This window comes from Candidatus Baltobacteraceae bacterium (assembly GCA_035502855.1).
GTDB lineage: Bacteria > Vulcanimicrobiota > Vulcanimicrobiia > Vulcanimicrobiales > Vulcanimicrobiaceae > Aquilonibacter.
In genome coordinates this window covers 160,432-177,495 of sequence record DATJTX010000018.1, presented here as the reverse complement: position 1 = coordinate 177,495, position 17,064 = coordinate 160,432, and the positions used below count along the sequence as shown (strand labels likewise).

Genomic DNA, 17,064 nt, shown 5'->3' with positions numbered 1-17,064 from the left:
GCTTCCCTAGAATCCTAAAAGATCGAGGCGTTCGAACACCTCGCGGACGTCGAATTCGAGCCATGCCGCGGCGGGATCGCTGAAGCGATCGCCTGCCACGAGCATCCGCGCGCGATCTTTCGTGTGGACGACGATCGTGCGGGAAGGCGGATCCACGTCGAAGACCAGCGGACAGCCCCAGGCGAGATAGCGCCGGATTTTTTCTTCGCGAAAACCTGGCCGGTCGTTCGGCGAGCGTACTTCGACGATGATCTCGGGCGGGACGTTCGGGAGCAGCCGATCCACCGGATCGAGCGCCCGCAGTATTTCCACGCGATAAAGCGCAACGTCGGGGAGGAGCACCGTGCGCTTTCCTGGTGTATCGCTAACGCGAAGATGGACCTCCAGCATGGCCAGACCAAAGCTGTCCCCGCGCCGGTTGAATAGTTCGGCGATCGTTATAGCGACGATCCCATGGGGCGTATTCGGGCTCACCGCGACGCTTTCCACGCCGTCGAGCCATTCGAGATAGGGCTTGGTGTCGATCCCGCGGGCCATTTCACGCATACACTATCACGCGATTTTCACAAACGACAAGATCTGTCTAAAAATCGAATCGGCATTTCGAGGCTGTTGGGTTGTCGATATGCGGGACCAGCTGCTCGAAGGCGATCACGCCCAGGCACAGGAGCAACGCCGCTAATGCAAGAGTAAGATAGCGCCGGCGCAGGAACCAACCGAGTAACGCGCCAGCTATTGCCGCGATGATGGGAATGGGCGGCGCAAAGATAAACCCAAACTCCACACCACCAATGGCCGACACCAATCCACAGCGCATCGGCAGGATCATCGCCAGGAAAAAGCACCCGACTGCAGCGATGGTGACAATCGAACCGGCCACCGAATATACGAGTCGTATCAGTCCGCTGACGCTCCTGCTAAGTACGTGTGATTTGGACCGTTCCATCTGAGTATAATCCTACCTCGAAATCACCACAGCCGGCCGAACAACAGAGACAAGGTCTGTGTTCTTCAGAGCTTCCCTAGGACGAGGTCGCGGTATTGCTGCCACTGCTTGCACTCGATCGCCTCGCGGGCGTCGCGCATCAGATCGTTGAGGAGGTAGACGTTGTGGTATGAGAGCAGGCGCGGGCCTAGCATCTCGTTCGCGCGGAAGAGATGCGAGAGATACGCTCGCGTGTAGGTCGTGCAGACGTAACAATCGCATTGCGGGTCGACCGGCGTGTAATCGCGCCCGTACGCCGCGTTGCGGATATTATACTCGCCGCTGCGCGTCATCGCCCGCGCGTTGCGCCCGCAGCGCGTGGGATAGACGCAATCGAACATATCGATTCCGCAGTCGACCGCCACGATGATGTCACGCACGGTTCCGACCCCCATCAGGTAGCGCGGCTTCTCTACCGGTAAGAGCGCGGCCGAGCTGCGCGCCGTGACGTACATCTCCTCGCGCGTCTCGCCGACCGACAACCCGCCGATCGCGTAACCGGGAAAGTCCAGCGCGACGAGCTCTCGCGCGCTGCGCTCGCGCAGCTCCGGATCGAGGCCGCCCTGCACGATCGCAAACACGGCCGTCCGCTCGCTCTTCCACGCCTCGCGCGACCGTCGCGCCCATGCGCTCGTCATCGCGACCGATTTCTCGAGCGCGTCGCGCGTCGCGGGCAGCTTCGTGCAAACGTCGAGCACCATTGCGACGTCGACGCCGAGCGCTTCTTGGAATTCGATCACGCTCTCGGGCGTGAAGCGATGCGTGCTCCCATCGATGTGGGATTGAAACGTGACGCCGTCGTCGTCGAGTTTGCGTCGCTCCCGCAGGCTGAAGACCTGGAAGCCGCCGGAGTCGGTGAGAATCGGGCCGTCCCACGCCATGAAGCGGTGCAAGCCGCCGGCTTCGACGATCGTCTCTCTCCCCGGCCGCAGCCAGAGGTGATATGTATTCGCGAGAATGATCTGACTGTGCGCACAGCGCAACTCATCCGGCGTAAGCGCTTTGACCGTCGCCGCCGTACCGACCGGCATGAAGGTCGGTGTCTCGACGACGCCGTGGGAGAGGCGCAGCGTACCACGCCGCGCTCCCGCGTCAGTCGCGCGCAGCGAGAAGAGCGCGTGCATGGTCGTATTCCGGCGGTGGATCGGCTTCGAAGACGAGCGCGCGCTCGGTGCGCGGATGGTCAAGGGCGAGCTTCCAGGCGTGCAGCGCTTGACCGGCCAGACCGAAGCGCGCCTCCTCCCGCCCGTAGAGCGGATCGTTCACGATCGCGTGCCCCATCGCGGCGAGGTGTACGCGGATCTGATGCGTGCGCCCGGTCTCGAGGCGAAATACGAGTTCCGCAGCTTTTGGAAAAATCTCGCGCACTTCGTAATGGGTGATCGCCGGTTTGCCGCCGGCGACGATCGCATACTTGAGCCGGTTGTGCGGGTCGCGCCCGATCGGTCCTTCGATCGTCCCGCGCGCGTGTTCGGGAACGCCATGCACCAAGCCGAGATACTCGCGCTTGATACGGCGTGCTTGCATGGCGATGCCGAGCGTCGAGAGTGCTGCCGCGGTTTTGGCGACGACCATCAGTCCGGAGGTATCGCGATCCAACCGGTGCACCAGTCCCGGCCGCAGCGGATCGCCGGGAAGCGTGCCGATATGCGCGAGCAGCGCGTTGACCACCGTGCCGCTGGTCGCGCCGTGCGCCGGATGCGTCACCATGCCGGCCGGCTTGTCGATCACGACGATGTCGTCGTCTTCGTAGACGATCGGAATCTCGATCGCTTCCGGCGTGGCCACCAGCGGTTCGCGCGGCTGGACGTCGTACACGAGCAGATCGCCGCTCTCGAGCGGATGGCTGGCTTTGACGGGGACGCCGTTGACGCGGACGTTGCCGCGCTTGACCGCATCGGCCACCAGCGAACGTGTCGCGCCGGAGAGGCGCGCGACGATCACGTCGGCGCGGGTTCCCGCCTCCTCAGGCGTGACGGCGTGGTCGGACAAGGCTCGCGATCAAGAGCAGAACGACGCCCACGGTGATGCACGAGTCGCCGAGGTTGAACGTGAAGCGCCAAATCTGCGGAAAGCGGTAGAAATCGATGAAGTCGATGACGTAGCCGTAGTGCAAGCGATCGATCACATTGCCGAGCGCGCCGCCGACGATCATGCCGAACGCAACACACACCAGACGCGAACGCAGCGCGGCCTCGCGAAAGCTCCACCAGAACAGTACCAGCACGATCACCGCCAGGATGACGAGCATCGGTTTGCTGTCGCCGAACATTCCGAAGGCTCCGTGATAGTTCGGAATCGGAGCGAACTCGAGCCAGCCGGGAATGAGAATCTTGTGGCCGCACCACGGGCTGCAGCGCGCATCGAAATAGATTCTCGCCGTGATGAGGTGCTTGGACCACTGATCGAGCGCGAAGACGATCGCCGCGGTCAGCACGATGATGAGCGTTGCGTTAAATGTTCGGAGCCGGGACAAATTGATAGAACCACCCTGCAACGGCGTAGAAAGCATTGTTGACGAGCACCAGGCCGACCGCGACCAGGAAGAGGCCGGCACAGAATTCGATCGCCGGCAGGAAGCGTTTGATTCGGTTGAGCACCGGCAGCACCGCCCCGATCGCGACCGCGGTCAAAAAAAACGGCACCGCCAGACCCAGGGAGTACGTCAGAAGCAGCAGCGCTGCCTGGGAGGTGTGCGCCTGCGAGGCGATGGCGAGGATCTGGGCCAAAATCGGCCCGATGCAGGGCGACCACCCGGCGGCGAAGGCAATCCCGACCAGCCCCGACGTCCAGAAGGTCCGCTGCTCGCGCTGCACGTGGACGCGCGTGTCGCGCATGAGGAAGGGGATGCGCAGCATGCCCATCATCTGGAGTCCGAGGATGACGATGATCACTCCGCCGATCTGCGCGATCAGCACGCGATGCGCGTTCAAGACGCCGCCGATCGCGCTGGCCGTCACGCCGAGTGCCACGAAAATCAGCGTGAAACCGGCGATGAACGCGAGCGCATGCCCGATCGCGAGCGTGCGCAGGGTGTTTGCGCTCTCGTTCGCTTGCAGCTCTTCGAGGCTCGAACCGGTCAGCAGCGAGAGGTAGGCGGGCACGAGCGGGAGGACGCACGGAGAAATGAAGGAAACGAAGCCCGCGCCAAAGGCCAAACCGGCGGCGACGATCCATCCATGTGAAAGAAGCGCGCTCGAACTCACAGGCCGGTATATTCTTGATACAGCATTGGTTTAACTATCCGACAAATGTCGACCCCATTGCGATCCACCTTGGATTCTTGCGAATCCACTGGTACGGAATCGCGTATTTGGCGGGTTTTGTCGCGGTCTACCTGTGGATGAGCCGCCGGACGGGCCGGGCCCGTCTGGGTCTGACCCGCGAGCAGATCCAAGACTTCTTATTCTACGCACTGATCGGCGTTTTGGTTGGCGGCCGAACGTTTTTCGTCATCAACGACATCATCTCCAAACACGACCTCTCCTATTACACGAGCAACCCGCTCAATATCATTGCGGTGTGGCAGGGCGGGATGGCTTTTCACGGCGGCATGGTCGGCGTCCTCATCGCAATCTGGCTCTTCGTACGTAAGCATCCGCAGCTCAAATACACCGTGCTCGGCGACGAAGTCGTCGTGCTGCTGCCGATCGGTATCACACTCACCCGCATCGTGAACTTCATCAACGATGAGTTGTGGGGCGATATCTGCCGTCCCGACCGTCCGTGGTGCATGATTCCGAATCGTCCCGGCGACGCCGAGATCTGGGGCCCGTATTATCGCCATCCGGCTCAGCTCTACGAGGCCGTACTCGATATTCTCACCTTGCCGATCCTGCTCTATATCTACAAGCGCCGGCCGCCCGACGGCGTCGTGGGGTGGAGCTGGTTCCTCATGTACGGTATCACGCGCAGCATCGCCGAGATTTGGCGGCACGCCGATTTTCATCTCGGCCCGATTACCGGTGGGCAGCTCTACGCGCTTCCGATGATTCCAATCGGGATCGTCGGGTTGTGGTATTGCAATAAGCGCGGGCGGCGCACCGATGTGACGCCGACCGATTCGCCGCCCACGGATGCGTTGACGCCGGCGGGATGAACGGCTCGTTCGCTGCGCGGCTGGCGGAGCTGCGCGCGCAGATCGACGAAGAATTGCGCGCCTGCGGGCGCGAGCCGGGAAGCGTTCGGATCGTGGGCGTGAGCAAGAGACAGCCGGCCGCGGCGATCGCGCAAGCCGCGCTCGCCGGGCTCGATGCGATCGGCGAGAACTACGTGCAAGAAGCGGCGAAGAAGTTTGCCGACCCCGCCGTTCGCGAATTGCATCTCGAGAAACATTTCATCGGTCACGTGCAGACCAATAAGGCGAAGGCGCTGCTCGAACTTTTCGACGTCGTGCAGAGCGTCGACCGGCCCGATGCCGCTCGGGCGCTGGGAAAGGCGGCTGCGGCCGCCGGGCGCGTGCTTCCCGTGCTGCTGCAGGTCAACGTCTCGCCGAGCGAGCGCTTCGGTGTGGCGCCCGCGGAGGCCGGGGCGCTCGCCGGCGCGGTCGCGGCGCAGCCCGGGCTGCGGCTGGACGGCGTGATGGCGATCGGCCCGCTCGGTGCCGACCGCGACCAGATTGCCCGGGCTTTCGAGTTGGCCGCCAAGACGTTTGCCGCCGTAGGTGGAAGTACGCTCTCAATCGGCATGTCGGGCGATTGGCGCGAAGCGGTTCGCGCCGGTTCCACGATGGTGCGCATCGGTACGGCTCTGTTCGGAGGCCGAAGCAAATGAGCATGTTCAGCAAACTCGGGTCGTTCTTCTCGATCCGCGACGAAGAAGAGGATCTCTATGACGACGAGCCTGCGCCGTCAGGCCGGGTGGTGCCGCTTTCGGGTGCGGGGCGCCGCGCCGGCACCGAGGTCAGCGTGTACTCGCCCCGCGGCTTTCAGGATGTCGTCGAAATTGCCGACGCGCTGCGCAACCGGCAAGTCGTGATCATCAACCTGCAAAACGCCGACCGGACGCTGCTCCAGCGCGTGGTCGATTTTACGTCCGGAGTGGCCTACACGATCGACGGGAAGATTCAGAAGTTGGCTGAAGCCATCTACCTCGTGGTTCCGGCGGGTGTGGTCGTGAACGCGGCGGGGCTGCGCGATTCGATGATGGGTGATTCCACACTCGATTTTATGGCCGGACGAGGATAGATGGAGAAAATTACGCCTGTCGACATCCAGCACAAAACCTTCAAAAAAGCGTTGCAAGGATACGACCGCGCGGAAGTCGATCAATTTCTCGACGAAGTGATCGAGACGCTCGAGGACGATGCGCAGCATCGCGCGGCGCTCGAGGCGGAGATCGCCGATCTCAAAGAGCGCATCAGCCACTTCAAGGCGATGGAAGAATCGCTGCACAACACGCTGGTGCTCGCGCAACGTACCGCCGATGAGGTCAAGGCATCGGCGCATAAGGAAGCCGACCTCATCCGCGAGCAGGCGCGTCTGGCGTCCGAGCGCGAGATCGCCTCGTACAACGAAGCGATCTCTGAAGTCCGGCGCGAACACCAGCGCGCCTGCGAAGCGGCAGAGAAGGCGAAAAGCGAATTGCGCAGCGTGCTGACGACGCATCTCTCCTTGCTCGACAACGTGCATCAGCCGCCGCGGCCGGAAGAGCCGCCGGCGCCGAGCAACGACACGACGCGACTCGAAGTTTATTAGTGCAGCAACGGTTCGTTAGCGCGCCGGCGCGGATGAGCGCCGTGGGCATGTACGTTCCCCCGCGCGTGCTCACGAACGCGGATTTCGAGAGCATGTTCGAGACCAGCGACGAGTGGATCGTACAGCGCACCGGCATTCGCGAACGCCACGTCGTCGCCGAGCACGAGTACTCGAGCGACCTCGCGATCGGTGCGATCGACGACTTGCTCGAGCATCATCCGGATGTCGATTTACGCGCCGTCGATTATCTGATCGTCGCGTCGACGACGCCCGATTATGAGTATCCGAGCCTCTCGGCGATGCTGCAGCTGTACTACGGCCTGCCCAAGAGCGTCGGCGCGCTCGACATCTCCACCGCGTGCGCGGGCTTCGCGTACGGCATCAATCTGGCGTGCGGTCTGATCGCGAGCGGCGAGTGCGATCGGGTCCTCGCAATGGCGGCCGACGCCCTGACGCGCAGCGTCGACTACACCGACCGCTCGACCGCCGTGCTCTTCGGCGACGGCGCCGGCGTCGCGCTGATCGAGCGCAGCGAACGGCCGCAGATATTGGGCATGTCGCACGGCTCGGACGGCGGCGGCGGGAAGTTTCTCTATCGCACCGGCACGCGCACCGAGATCAACGGCACCATCGACGAATCGCGACTGTTGCGCCAGAACGGCCGCGAGGTCTACCGCTGGGTGCTCGAAAACGTGCCGGCCGACATCGAGCGGATACTGCAGCGCGCAGGGATGACGCTCGAGCAGATCGATTGGTTCGTACCGCATAGCGCCAACGAACGCATGATCGAGGCACTGTGCAAACGCATCGGGTTCCCGATCGAGCGCACGCTCCTCTCGGTAACGCAATACGGCAACACGTCGGCGGTGAGCATTCCGCTCGCCCTGATTCCCGCGATGCGCGACGGGAGGGTGAAGAGCGGGCAGCGCGTGTTGATCATGGGCTTCGGCGGCGGGCTCGTCACCGCCGGCAACGTGGTCGTGATCTAGGCGCGAACGCGTTCGGTCGCCCAGGTGCGGCCGATGAAATCGATCAGCCGGACGGTGAGCGTGGCGTGCTGATGCGGGTGCGCGCCGCTCCAGGCCTGCTTCCAGTCTTGCGACGCCGCCTTTTTGAAGCGCGCGACGGCGTCGTCGCCGGTTGCGATGTAGCCGTTCGCGTCGATCGCGATATCGAGCCGCGTTCCGTGTAGATTGAACGCGGTCACGATATCGGGATACCGCGCCTTGAGCGGTGCAAGTGCGGCCGTCTCCTTGGCGGCGACCGCTTCCTGGGGCGTGGGCTGCGACGCACATGCGGCGAGCAGCGAGAAAAGCAGCGCGGCGAGCGCGCGCGACCATAGCGTTGCCATATCGCGGTCACGATTCGGCCATAGTCCTCACCTACCATGCGCGCATGGACGGAATCGACTGGGCAGCCAGCGCCATGGCGGCGGCACGCACGCGGCTGGACATCGCAACCGCGAATCTCGCCAACGTTTCCAGTGACGGCTTCCACGCCGTGCTGGCGCGCGGCAAATTGACCGCGCACGGCGTCGAGATCGCACGCATCACCGCGCCCGACCACGGCGCCTATCGCCATACCGGCCGGGCGACCGACTTCGCGATCGTCGGCGAAGGCGCGTTTCGCGTGCGCGCGGCCGACGGCACGATCGGCACGACGCGCAACGGCGCGTTCGAACGCGATCGGCGCGGCGTGCTGCGCGACTGCGCGGGACGCGCGCTGATCGGAACGATGCTCGGACCGGGCGCAAGCGTCCGCAGCGGATTCCTCGAAACCTCCGACGTCAACGCAATCGACGAGATGGTGAACGTGCTGACCTCGCAGCGCGCGTTCGAGAGCGCGGAAAAAGTCGTCGCCGCCATCGACGGCGTTCGCCGGAAGAGCAGCAACGACGTGGCGCAGGTCAAGTAGATGGACCGCGCGCTCTTCGCTGCGGCCAGCGGCATGGCCGCGCAGCAAGCGAATCTGGATACGATCGCCAACAATTTGGCGAACGCCGACGTCGTCGGCTTCAAGGAGTCGGAGGACGTTTTTTCCGCGCTCGCCGCGCCGGGTGAACCGGGTGCGGGCACGGTACGCGTCGGCGAGCAAGCGCTCTTCAAAACCGGGAAGCTCGAGCGCAGCAACGGTCCGTTCGACGTCGCGATCGACGGCGATGGCTTCTTCGTTCTCACCGACGGCAAAGCGCGCGCTTACACGCGTGCGGGTGAATTTTCGCGCGCCTCCGACGGAACGCTGCGCACGGCAACGGGGTGGCAACTCGCCGGCGTGCGCATTCCGGCCGACGCGGTTAGCGCGAGCGTGACCGCAGACGGCGCGGTAACGGTCACGACCGCGATGGGAACGCACGTCGTCGCGCATCTGCGTTTGGCCGAATTCGCCGCCCCCGAGCACTTGCAAAGCGCCGACGGCGCGCTGTTCATGCAGACGACGGCATCGGGTCCGCCGCGGCTGATCGCGCCCGGCGGTGAGAACGGACCGAACCTTCGCTACGGCATGCTCGAGCAGTCGAATGTTTCGATCGTCGAATCGATGATGCAGATTCTCACCGCGCAACGGGCGTACGAAGCCAATGCCAAGGGCATCCAGGCCGCCGACGAGATGCTGCGTATTGCCAACAATCTCCAGCGTGGATAAGCTCGCCGCCGCGCGCGCCGGTGTGCTGCTCGAGGCGCTCTTTCTCGAGAGCGCACTGCGCCCGCTCGCGGCGGGGTTTGACGCCCTGGGCGACTACGGTATCGGCGCGCTCGCCCAATCGATCGCGGAACGCGATCCGCACGGGTTCGGTTCGCTGATCGCGGCAAGGCTGCAAACGGGTGACTGACGAGACCCGCGAAGCGCTGATTCGCGAGCTGCTGCCGCTGGTGAAACGAATTGCCCGCCGCATCAGTCGTCTGGTTCCGTGCGATTACGATGATTTGGTCGGCGACGGCAGCATCGGGTTGATTCGCGCAGTGGATAACTACGATCCCTCCCGCGGCACCTCGCTCGAACATTACGCGCGGCACCTGATTTCGGGTGCGATGCTCAACGGCATCCGCCGCATGGATCCGGTTTCGGAGCGCACGCGGCGCGCGATGCGCGACGGCGAAATCGAACGCTATCAAATTGCGGGCGAACGTGGAGCGGTGCCGAGCATGGAGGAGATGGAGCGGCGGCGTCCCGGTTTTCTGCGCGCCACCGCGGCGGTAACGCTGGGTGTCCCCCTCTCGCTCGATCGGCCGCTGCCGGAGGGCGAGCGCCTCGCCCGCGATTGGAGCGGCGATCCGGCGCAGATCCTGGCGGCGCGCGGCGAGCGCGAGGCGATCGGCGAATTGGTCGATGCGTTGCCGCTGCGACAGCGGCAAGTGATTCGCGGTCATTACTACGGCGAATGTTCGCTGCGCGAAGTCGGACGGCGGATGCAGATCTCGCCACAGCGCGCCTCGCAGCTGCACATCGCCGCGATGAAAAAGTTGCGCCGGAGCATTCGTGCTGCGGCGCGTTGACGGCGACGAAGGGCGGGTAGCGCCGCCGCAGACGCAGGCCGCGCCGATCGCACCGGAGCAGGTCGTTCCGGCGATCGCCGAGAGCGAACACGATACCTCGCTGTTGCCGCGCGATCACCCCAAGTGGGCGCGCGACGCCGTGACGATCTCGCAACGCGCGCGTGAAATCATCGCGCGCCTGCGGCCGGTCGTCGTGCGGATTCTCACCTTTTGGGATCATCGCGTGCGCAGCGCCTTGATCGGCGGTGCTCGCGTCTCGATCGATCCGAGCGGAAGTTACCGTTGCCACGATATGCGTACACCGAATTCGTGATAGAACTCGTCCTCACGTGTAAAGCGGTCAATTGGGACTCCGTAGGTCGCGGCAAGATTCAGATGGCGGTGAACGATTCCGAGACTTATGCCTGATTGGTAGGCCTGGTAACGCTCCTCGCCGGTTATGTCGGATCCCCGCAATTCTAGCGCAGTGTACAATCCCGACCGAGAAAGATCGATGACGGCTCGCGGAATGATGACGAGATCCTGCGTGCGCGGCGCGAACGGCAATTTCGTCCCGCCCGCGCAGAAGCTGTATTGCCCGATCGTAATCAGCGAGATTCGGTCACCGAGAGCGTAGGAAAGGGCATACAGCGGCGTAAGCTGCGTGCTGCCGGCGGAGAAGTTCGTCGCGCCGGTCGCAAACGACACTGATAATCCGGCGACTTGCGTGAGTCGCTTCGTACCGCCAAAGGCCTGCGTGTATCCGACCGCGGCGTCGCCCGTACCGAAAGCGTCCCCGACTCCGGCGATCCCGAGATGCTCGTACACGGGCATCGTTACCCTCAGCTCTCGGTCGCCGTTCATTTCCCACGATCCAAAGAGGATGGTCTCGTGCTGCGTTGCCGTCTGCGTCAGCGCGGTGGTTGAATCGCTGATTCCCACCGCGGTCAGCGGGCAGGCTGGATCCAGCCCGGTATTGATCGGGCACGGCGAATTCGCGCTCTGCGCCGCGACCGCAGATGGCACGTTCAACGCCAAGACCTGCAACGCGAGGATGCTGCAGACGAGCGAATTACGTAGAGTACGCAAACGTCGTGCCGGTACAGCCGGGACAAGGGAAGCTGATATCGTTGACCCCCTCTTGCAGCTGGAAGGTAAGGACCACGCCGGCGCTTCCGGCCGGCGTGACGGCTGCTCCGGTGATGCCGAGAACCGACGGATCGGCCCAAATGGCGACGCCGTAGTAGATCGCTGCAGGTGCGGAAAACGCAAACGTTATCGACCCATTTGCAACGGCGACGCCGCTGAGCGTGGGCGTCTGCGCAGCCGAAAGCTGCGCGAGCGGAACGTCATAGAACGACTGCGGGTCCGCAGCGTACTCGAAGACCCGCGTCGGGGTCGTGTGTCCGGCGAGAAACGTCATCCCTACGTTGTTATCGTGATAGTCGATCGTCGCCGGGTACAGCGTTCCGCCGTTCAACTCGGGGGACGGCACGAGATTCCCGCCCGTGAGGTATGGGAATGCGACGGCGCGGGGCTGTGCGCCGAATGTCTTTGCGTCGGCGTTCACGGATGCGAACGTATCCAGCTTCATCCCGTCCTTCACGGCTTCCTGATACAAGGCAGTCATGAGCTGATCGTCGCTCGGGTAGTTTCCCTCGTCGGCGCTTTCTTGCTGTGACATCACGACGAATGGCGTGTTCTCCCCCGCGGCCGCGTAGGCGTCGATGATCTCGCGCTCGTACTGCGCGCCGCTCGCGGGGTCGAAGCCGGCACGGATCAGAATATCGTCGGGGTCGGTGGAAAACCAATAGTCGAGTCCGGAGAGGTAGGCGCGAGTGAGGTCGCGCGCGGTCCACTCGTACGCAATGAAGGAGCAGTCTCCGTTGGGATCGGGCCGCTTGTACGACGTGACGTCAGCGCAGTATTCGCCCCACGGCGCGCCCTCGTCGTCCGTGCCGTCGATGCCGCGACTGTCCCACGTGATTCCCCAAAACCCCTGAAAACCGGCGGCAACGTCGGTGCTCGGTGAGCGTTCGTGACCCGCGCCGTCCACGGAAACGTGTGGCACATACCACGGAAAATATGACTGCATCTGCGCGATCGGCGGCCCAAGTTCGCCGGTTTCCACATCGTCGCCGTTTTGGGCGTGATATTGATTATACAGTGATGCATTGGCAAAATAAGCGGAATTCCCGATCATCCACGTCATCGGGACGCGCGCCGAGGACGCATCCGCTTCAAGCTTCTGCATGCCCGATACCGAGTACGCCTGTTGCAACGACGTGGCGACGAAGATCGCCTTTGTGCTTCCGTTCGGGATCGCCCATTTCGGGATGATCGCGTTCGCGTTGCGCTCCAGGTTCGCAACACTACACCGCGACGACCGGATGTCGATCGGCGAGAACGGTCCGGACGGGACATCGTACCAGATCAGGCCGTCGTACGACACGGTGCAACCGCCCACACTGCCGTCAAAAACGCCGACCCCTGCGATGGACGGCTCCGGCGGCGGCACGGTCGGCAGCCCGCCTCCACCACAAGCCGCGAGGGAAAGTAACATCGCGACCGGCACACACCGCAGCCGCGTCACGGTAAACGAAATCGCTGCCTCCCTATAGCACGCAAACGTGCAGGAGGCAACGCATTATTCACGCGGAGAAGACTCGTCGACGCCGCAGTGCCATGGTGCCCGGGAACGCAGGTCGCTATCCGATTTGGGGCTGAGACATGCAGACACACTATCATATCAGCCTACTCCGAGCAACAGAGAAACGTGCGCGTTCTCTACCGTGTCCGCCGGCGGGGAGATCGATGCGAACCAGAGGCATGGGAACATCCTTTCCGCTAAGAACTGTCGCTACATTATGCAAAAGCTCTCGATGCCAAACGGTTACACATGGTCGCGGTGGCAGCCCGACCGTAACCTGTTCTTCAACAGCCATTTCTTTGTTACGGCGCAGGGCAATGTCGCGGTCGATCCGCTCGCGCTCGAACCAAGCGATGCCGAGCAAATCGAGGCGCTCGGCGGCATCGCGTTGATCGCCGTGACCAATCGCGACCACCTGCGCGAATCACTCGCATTGCGCGAACGGTTCGGGGCACTGCTCGCCACCTCGGAACGCGAGGCGCCGCTGCTCGGCGTGAACGTCGACCGTGTGCTCACCGATGGTGAAGAACTTTTTCCCGGCGCTCGGGTCGTCGCGCTCGAGTCGCAAAAGACGCCCGGCGAATTCGCGCTTCATCTGCGTGCCGCTCATGCGGTGCTCGTCGGTGACGCGTTGATCGGGTCACCGGCAGGGTCGCTCTCGCTCTTGCCGGACGAAAAGTACGGCGACTCGATGAAAGCGGTGCTCGCGCTGCGGCGACTTCTCGCGCTGCAGCCCGACGTGCTGTTGGTCGGCGACGGTACGTCGCTGTGGAGCGGCGCGACGCGCGCGATCGGCGTTGCGCTTCACGCGCGCGGCGGGATCGCGGTCAACCGGATCAATCTCGACCAGCTGCGGTACGAAGAATTCGCGACGAATCCGCGCTATCGTTCGTTCGACGCCGAGGTCGGCTTCTGGATCGGCGCCGAGCATCTGGGATATCAGGTGGTGAAGCTTCCGCCGGGCGCGCGCTTTTGTCCGGTTCACGCGGAGTTCAGCGAGGAGGAGCTCTTCCTCGTGCTCGACGGCGAGCCGAGCATTCGTACGACGAAGGAAACGATGCGCTGCCGAACCGGCGATTTCATCGCGTTTCCCGTCGGCCCGGATCACGCGCATCAGGTGATCAACGAGAGCCCGGCCGAGGCCACGCTCCTGCTACTGGGACAAGAGCAAGAGCAAAACATCGTCTACTACCCCGAGTCCGACAAGCTCCTGGTCTCGACGGCCGGCGTCCGCTGGATGGTGCGCAACGCGCCGCAGCTCGACTACTATGACGGGGAATAAATAACGTCGTGAAATCAGCAGTTTCGCGGGAAAACGCAGGTGATCTCGGCGGTATCGAAGCGGCTGCCCGAGTTTTCCGTTGTGTCCCCAGACGCTACTTCATGCCGCTCATGCAGATCTATGGCTGGGGGGCGTGTATTTTTTCTGCGGTCGTCCTCGTCGGCATCCCGGGTTGGGCGTCTTACGAGTTCGTCGTGGGGAAGAGCCTACGCTGGGGAATCTTGACGGCAGTCGTTGCTGTTATCTCTCTGACTTGGGTTATTCGATTTGCGATTCGTTTGCCAAAGACCCTGAATCGGCTGTATCCCGCTGTGGAAGATGATCGCGGCGCTGAACGTGTGAGACAGCAATAATCGATCTCGAATTGTTGGCGCGTCACGGTGAGCGTAGCGAGTCGAAGGGCTCGGGATGACAAAGGGGCCGGCGCTGGAAACATCGGCGGACACGGATACGCTGCGCCTACGCTTGATGCGCTTGGCAAGTTTCTGCAGCCGCCAACACTTTGGGGGAGTCTGCGCCTCTAGTATGAAGAGATGGCGAGGATGCTGGATTGCGAATTGCACGCCGATGCGGTCGAGCGGGCACGGCGGGGGGATGCGGCTGCGCTCGACGCGCTGATCGCCGCGATCTGGCCGCATGCCTATCGCATCGCGCTCTCGATTCTGCGCCATCCGATGGCCGCCGAGGATGCGGCTCAGGAAGCCTGCGCGCGCGTCATCCACGCTCTTGCGGGGCTGCGCTGCAGTGCGGCCTTCGGCGTGTGGTTCTACCGGCTGGTGGTTCGCGAAGCGCTTGCGATCGAACGGCGCACGCGCGCGTGCGAACCGCTCGATCCACGCACCGTCGCGTCCGCTTCGCCGTTGACCGATGTGCTGGTGCGGATCGACGTGCTGCGCGCGCTCGGTGCGCTGCCGCCGCGTCAACGGGTCGCGATCGTGCTGCACTACTACGCCGGCCTGAACAGCCGCGAGATCGCCGAGGTTCTCGCGATGCCCGAAGGCACGGCGCGCTATCATCTGTTGCTCGCTCGGCGGCGCTTGGAATCGCTCCTTGCCGGGCACCGTCCGTGTGGTCTTGCCGAGGCGCTCTTCGATGCCGGTTGATCTCCGCGCGGCGCTGCGCGCGGCGTTGGACGTGACCGCGCCGTCCTTCGCACTTGGGCGCATGCGCGAGCGAGCGGCGCAGTACCGGCGCAGGACCGAACGGCGCCGCGCGCGGACGATGCTGTCCGCTGCCGCATTGCTTGCCTCGCTCGCGCTCTTTGCCGGTGAATACGGCGCCGCGCCGATCCATGTGTCCGCCGTGGCCGTCGCGCCGGTTCCCGCTCCCTCCCCCCTCGCCACGTGATCGCGCTCTCGCAACGCACACGCGATGCCGTCATCGCAGCGGCACTGGGCATCGCCTCCTTCGTGCTGCTCGTGATCCGCTATTGGGTGCCGCCGGGCAAAATCTTCGACGAAGTCTACTTCGCGCGCGCCGCCGAAGAATATCTCCAGCGCCGCTACATCTACGAGAACACGCATCCGCCGGTCACTAAACTCTTGATTACGCTTTCGGTGATTCTCTTCGGCGGTTTGCAGCACGGCGATACGGCGTACGGATGGCGATTTCTCAACGTCGTCGCCGGAGCGGTCGCGGTCGTCCTCTGCTTCGTCCTGGCAAAGCGGATCCTGCGCTCGACGCTCTTTGCCGCCTACGCGGCCGTGCTCTTCGGTTTGGACGGCATGCATTACGTGCAATCGCGCATCGCGACGCCCGAAGGCTTCGTCGTCTGCTTTTCGATCTTTACGCTCTACGCGTTTTGCCGCTACTGGGATGCCGTCGCGGGCGCCGCCGCCGCAGCTGTCGATAAACGATCGTGGCTGCGCCACGCGCTCGAATTTCTCGCCGCGCTGGCGATCGGCGCGCTCGTGGCGTTCGTGCGTTTTCGAACCGAGACCCTCCCGGCGCGCATCGTGCTCCTGGTCGTCATTTCCGCATCGCTCTACGCCGCCTACCGGATCTGGCGCGATCGCCCCATCGGAGCCGGCTGGTTGATCACCTTCGCCTTCTCGGGTGCATTGCTCGTCGCCAGCAAGTGGTACGGTGTGATGGCGTACGGCGTGGCAGCGGCCGTAGTGGCGTACGGTGCGATCCGTTCGTGGATCGCGCGCCGCGCCTCACCCTTTCCGATCGACATTTTTGCGGCAGCCGTCGTCGGCAGCATCGGTATCGTCTACGCGCTCGCGTACATTCCGCACTTCATCGGCCTGCGCGATCTGCAAACTTTGCCCCCGCGGCCCTACACGGTCAGCGACATCGTCACCATGCAGGTCAATGCATTTCTCTATCACGAGCATCTGCGCGCCACGCACCCGTACGCTTCGTCGTGGTGGACCTGGCCGCTCGAGCTGCGCCCGCTGCTGTACAGCGCCCAATACGGAAACGTCAACGGTGTTCCGACGGCGGCGATGATCTACTCGATGCCCAATCCGCTGCTGCTCTGGCCGGGACTGATCTCGGTCCCGTTGGTCGGCGTGCTGGCGTTCATCCGCCGCGATCGCGGCTATGCCCTGATCGTGCTGGCGTATCTGTTGCAGTGGCTGCCCTGGATGTTTTCGCCGCGCATCGCGTTCCTCTATCACTTCTACGTGAATATTCCGCTGATCGCGATTTGCAATACGGTGATGATGCAGGTCATTCTCGCGACATTGGGCCGTTCCGACCCGAAAGCGGCGAAGGCGATCGTGGCCGGCTATCTCGTGCTCGTCGCACTCGCCTTCATCTACTTCTTTCCGATTCTCTCATCGGTCACGATCTCGCAGACCGCCTGGCTCCAACGCCTCTGGCTCCCTTCCTGGCACGGTTAGACCTGCGCGAGCGAAGCCGCGCGACTTTAGCGGGCAAAGCTTAACTTCGAGCGATAGCTAGAGCTGCGCGAGCGTAGCGTAGCGAAGCCGCGCGACTTTAGCGGGCAAAGTTTTAACTTTGACCGATAAAGT

24 protein-coding genes are annotated in these 17,064 nt (G+C 63.5%); 15 read left to right on the top strand and 9 right to left on the bottom strand.

What is annotated here, in order from left to right:
• Positions 1 to 6 precede the first annotated feature (6 nt).
• From VMF11_05670 to VMF11_05645, 6 genes are all read right to left on the bottom strand, one after another.
• Positions 7 to 546 (bottom strand): Uma2 family endonuclease, encoded by a 540-nt coding sequence (locus VMF11_05670; protein ID HTU69791.1) that lies wholly within the window; start codon positions 544 to 546, stop codon positions 7 to 9.
• Positions 547 to 583: 37 nt separating this feature from the next.
• The gene (locus VMF11_05665) at positions 584 to 880 is read right to left on the bottom strand and encodes a hypothetical protein (protein HTU69790.1); all 297 of its coding nucleotides are present in this window, start codon (positions 878 to 880) and stop codon (positions 584 to 586) included.
• Between the two features lie 131 nt (positions 881 to 1,011).
• Positions 1,012 to 2,109 (bottom strand): tRNA guanosine(34) transglycosylase Tgt, encoded by a 1,098-nt coding sequence (gene tgt / locus VMF11_05660; GenBank protein ID HTU69789.1) that lies wholly within the window; start codon positions 2,107 to 2,109, stop codon positions 1,012 to 1,014.
• Positions 2,078 to 2,977 carry an RluA family pseudouridine synthase gene (locus VMF11_05655; protein ID HTU69788.1) on the bottom strand — a complete coding sequence of 300 codons (900 nt, stop codon included), beginning with the start codon at positions 2,975 to 2,977 and terminating at the stop codon, positions 2,078 to 2,080. Before VMF11_05655 ends, tgt begins: the two co-directional genes overlap by 32 nt.
• On the bottom strand, positions 2,952 to 3,461 hold the full coding sequence (gene lspA, locus VMF11_05650) for a signal peptidase II (GenBank protein HTU69787.1): 510 nt from the start codon (positions 3,459 to 3,461) through the stop codon (positions 2,952 to 2,954). The genes VMF11_05655 and lspA overlap by 26 nt, the downstream gene beginning before the upstream one ends.
• Positions 3,439 to 4,191: a cytochrome c biogenesis protein CcdA gene (locus VMF11_05645; protein ID HTU69786.1), complete on the bottom strand. Its 753-nt coding sequence runs from the start codon at positions 4,189 to 4,191 to the stop codon at positions 3,439 to 3,441. The genes lspA and VMF11_05645 overlap by 23 nt, the downstream gene beginning before the upstream one ends.
• On the opposite strand from VMF11_05645, the gene lgt reads away from it, so the two are divergent.
• From lgt to VMF11_05620, 5 genes are read left to right on the top strand one after another with little or no spacing between them, the layout of a single operon-like run.
• Positions 4,167 to 5,084, top strand: a complete 918-nt coding sequence (gene lgt, locus VMF11_05640) for a prolipoprotein diacylglyceryl transferase (GenBank protein HTU69785.1) — start codon at positions 4,167 to 4,169, stop codon at positions 5,082 to 5,084. The genes VMF11_05645 and lgt overlap by 25 nt on opposite strands.
• Positions 5,081 to 5,758 (top strand): YggS family pyridoxal phosphate-dependent enzyme, encoded by a 678-nt coding sequence (locus tag VMF11_05635; protein HTU69784.1) that lies wholly within the window; start codon positions 5,081 to 5,083, stop codon positions 5,756 to 5,758. Before lgt ends, VMF11_05635 begins: the two co-directional genes overlap by 4 nt.
• 2 nt (positions 5,759 to 5,760) lie before the next feature.
• A complete protein-coding gene (gene sepF / locus VMF11_05630; GenBank protein ID HTU69783.1) occupies positions 5,761 to 6,171 on the top strand; it encodes a cell division protein SepF in 411 nt (136 codons plus the stop codon).
• Positions 6,172 to 6,681, top strand: a complete 510-nt coding sequence (locus VMF11_05625) for a DivIVA domain-containing protein (GenBank protein ID HTU69782.1) — start codon at positions 6,172 to 6,174, stop codon at positions 6,679 to 6,681. It abuts the gene before it with no gap.
• Positions 6,681 to 7,670: a ketoacyl-ACP synthase III gene (locus VMF11_05620; protein HTU69781.1), complete on the top strand. Its 990-nt coding sequence runs from the start codon at positions 6,681 to 6,683 to the stop codon at positions 7,668 to 7,670. The genes VMF11_05625 and VMF11_05620 overlap by 1 nt, the downstream gene beginning before the upstream one ends.
• Here VMF11_05620 and VMF11_05615 read toward each other — a convergent pair.
• Positions 7,667 to 8,032 carry a hypothetical protein gene (locus VMF11_05615; protein ID HTU69780.1) on the bottom strand — a complete coding sequence of 122 codons (366 nt, stop codon included), beginning with the start codon at positions 8,030 to 8,032 and terminating at the stop codon, positions 7,667 to 7,669. The genes VMF11_05620 and VMF11_05615 overlap by 4 nt on opposite strands.
• 44 nt (positions 8,033 to 8,076) lie before the next feature.
• Between VMF11_05615 and VMF11_05610 the strand changes: the two genes are divergently transcribed.
• The 5 genes from VMF11_05610 to VMF11_05590 are packed head-to-tail and all read left to right on the top strand — an operon-like array spanning position 8,077 to position 10,485.
• The gene (locus tag VMF11_05610; protein HTU69779.1) at positions 8,077 to 8,595 is read left to right on the top strand and encodes a flagellar basal body rod C-terminal domain-containing protein; all 519 of its coding nucleotides are present in this window, start codon (positions 8,077 to 8,079) and stop codon (positions 8,593 to 8,595) included.
• Complete coding sequence (locus tag VMF11_05605; protein HTU69778.1) at positions 8,596 to 9,321, top strand: flagellar hook-basal body complex protein; 726 nt, start codon at positions 8,596 to 8,598, stop codon at positions 9,319 to 9,321. It begins immediately after the preceding gene.
• Entirely contained in the window at positions 9,314 to 9,508 is a 195-nt protein-coding gene (locus tag VMF11_05600; protein HTU69777.1) for a hypothetical protein, read from the top strand. Before VMF11_05605 ends, VMF11_05600 begins: the two co-directional genes overlap by 8 nt.
• Positions 9,501 to 10,172: a sigma-70 family RNA polymerase sigma factor gene (locus VMF11_05595; GenBank protein HTU69776.1), complete on the top strand. Its 672-nt coding sequence runs from the start codon at positions 9,501 to 9,503 to the stop codon at positions 10,170 to 10,172. Before VMF11_05600 ends, VMF11_05595 begins: the two co-directional genes overlap by 8 nt.
• On the top strand, positions 10,156 to 10,485 hold the full coding sequence (locus VMF11_05590) for a hypothetical protein (GenBank protein ID HTU69775.1): 330 nt from the start codon (positions 10,156 to 10,158) through the stop codon (positions 10,483 to 10,485). Before VMF11_05595 ends, VMF11_05590 begins: the two co-directional genes overlap by 17 nt.
• Here VMF11_05590 and VMF11_05585 read toward each other — a convergent pair.
• Together VMF11_05585 and VMF11_05580 are read right to left on the bottom strand one after the other, a co-directional pair.
• Positions 10,449 to 11,240, bottom strand: a complete 792-nt coding sequence (locus tag VMF11_05585) for a hypothetical protein (GenBank protein HTU69774.1) — start codon at positions 11,238 to 11,240, stop codon at positions 10,449 to 10,451. The genes VMF11_05590 and VMF11_05585 overlap by 37 nt on opposite strands.
• A complete protein-coding gene (locus VMF11_05580) occupies positions 11,224 to 12,744 on the bottom strand; it encodes a hypothetical protein (GenBank protein ID HTU69773.1) in 1,521 nt (506 codons plus the stop codon). The genes VMF11_05585 and VMF11_05580 overlap by 17 nt, the downstream gene beginning before the upstream one ends.
• 274 nt (positions 12,745 to 13,018) lie before the next feature.
• Between VMF11_05580 and VMF11_05575 the strand changes: the two genes are divergently transcribed.
• The 5 genes from VMF11_05575 (at position 13,019) to VMF11_05555 (ending at position 16,932) form a co-directional block, all read left to right on the top strand.
• Complete coding sequence (locus tag VMF11_05575) at positions 13,019 to 14,083, top strand: cupin domain-containing protein (protein ID HTU69772.1); 1,065 nt, start codon at positions 13,019 to 13,021, stop codon at positions 14,081 to 14,083.
• An 8-nt stretch (positions 14,084 to 14,091) separates the two neighbouring features.
• Positions 14,092 to 14,436: a hypothetical protein gene (locus tag VMF11_05570; protein ID HTU69771.1), complete on the top strand. Its 345-nt coding sequence runs from the start codon at positions 14,092 to 14,094 to the stop codon at positions 14,434 to 14,436.
• A 180-nt stretch (positions 14,437 to 14,616) separates the two neighbouring features.
• Positions 14,617 to 15,186: a sigma-70 family RNA polymerase sigma factor gene (locus VMF11_05565; GenBank protein ID HTU69770.1), complete on the top strand. Its 570-nt coding sequence runs from the start codon at positions 14,617 to 14,619 to the stop codon at positions 15,184 to 15,186.
• Entirely contained in the window at positions 15,176 to 15,430 is a 255-nt protein-coding gene (locus VMF11_05560; protein HTU69769.1) for a hypothetical protein, read from the top strand. Before VMF11_05565 ends, VMF11_05560 begins: the two co-directional genes overlap by 11 nt.
• Positions 15,427 to 16,932 carry a phospholipid carrier-dependent glycosyltransferase gene (locus VMF11_05555; GenBank protein ID HTU69768.1) on the top strand — a complete coding sequence of 502 codons (1,506 nt, stop codon included), beginning with the start codon at positions 15,427 to 15,429 and terminating at the stop codon, positions 16,930 to 16,932. Before VMF11_05560 ends, VMF11_05555 begins: the two co-directional genes overlap by 4 nt.
• Positions 16,933 to 17,064 lie beyond the last annotated feature (132 nt).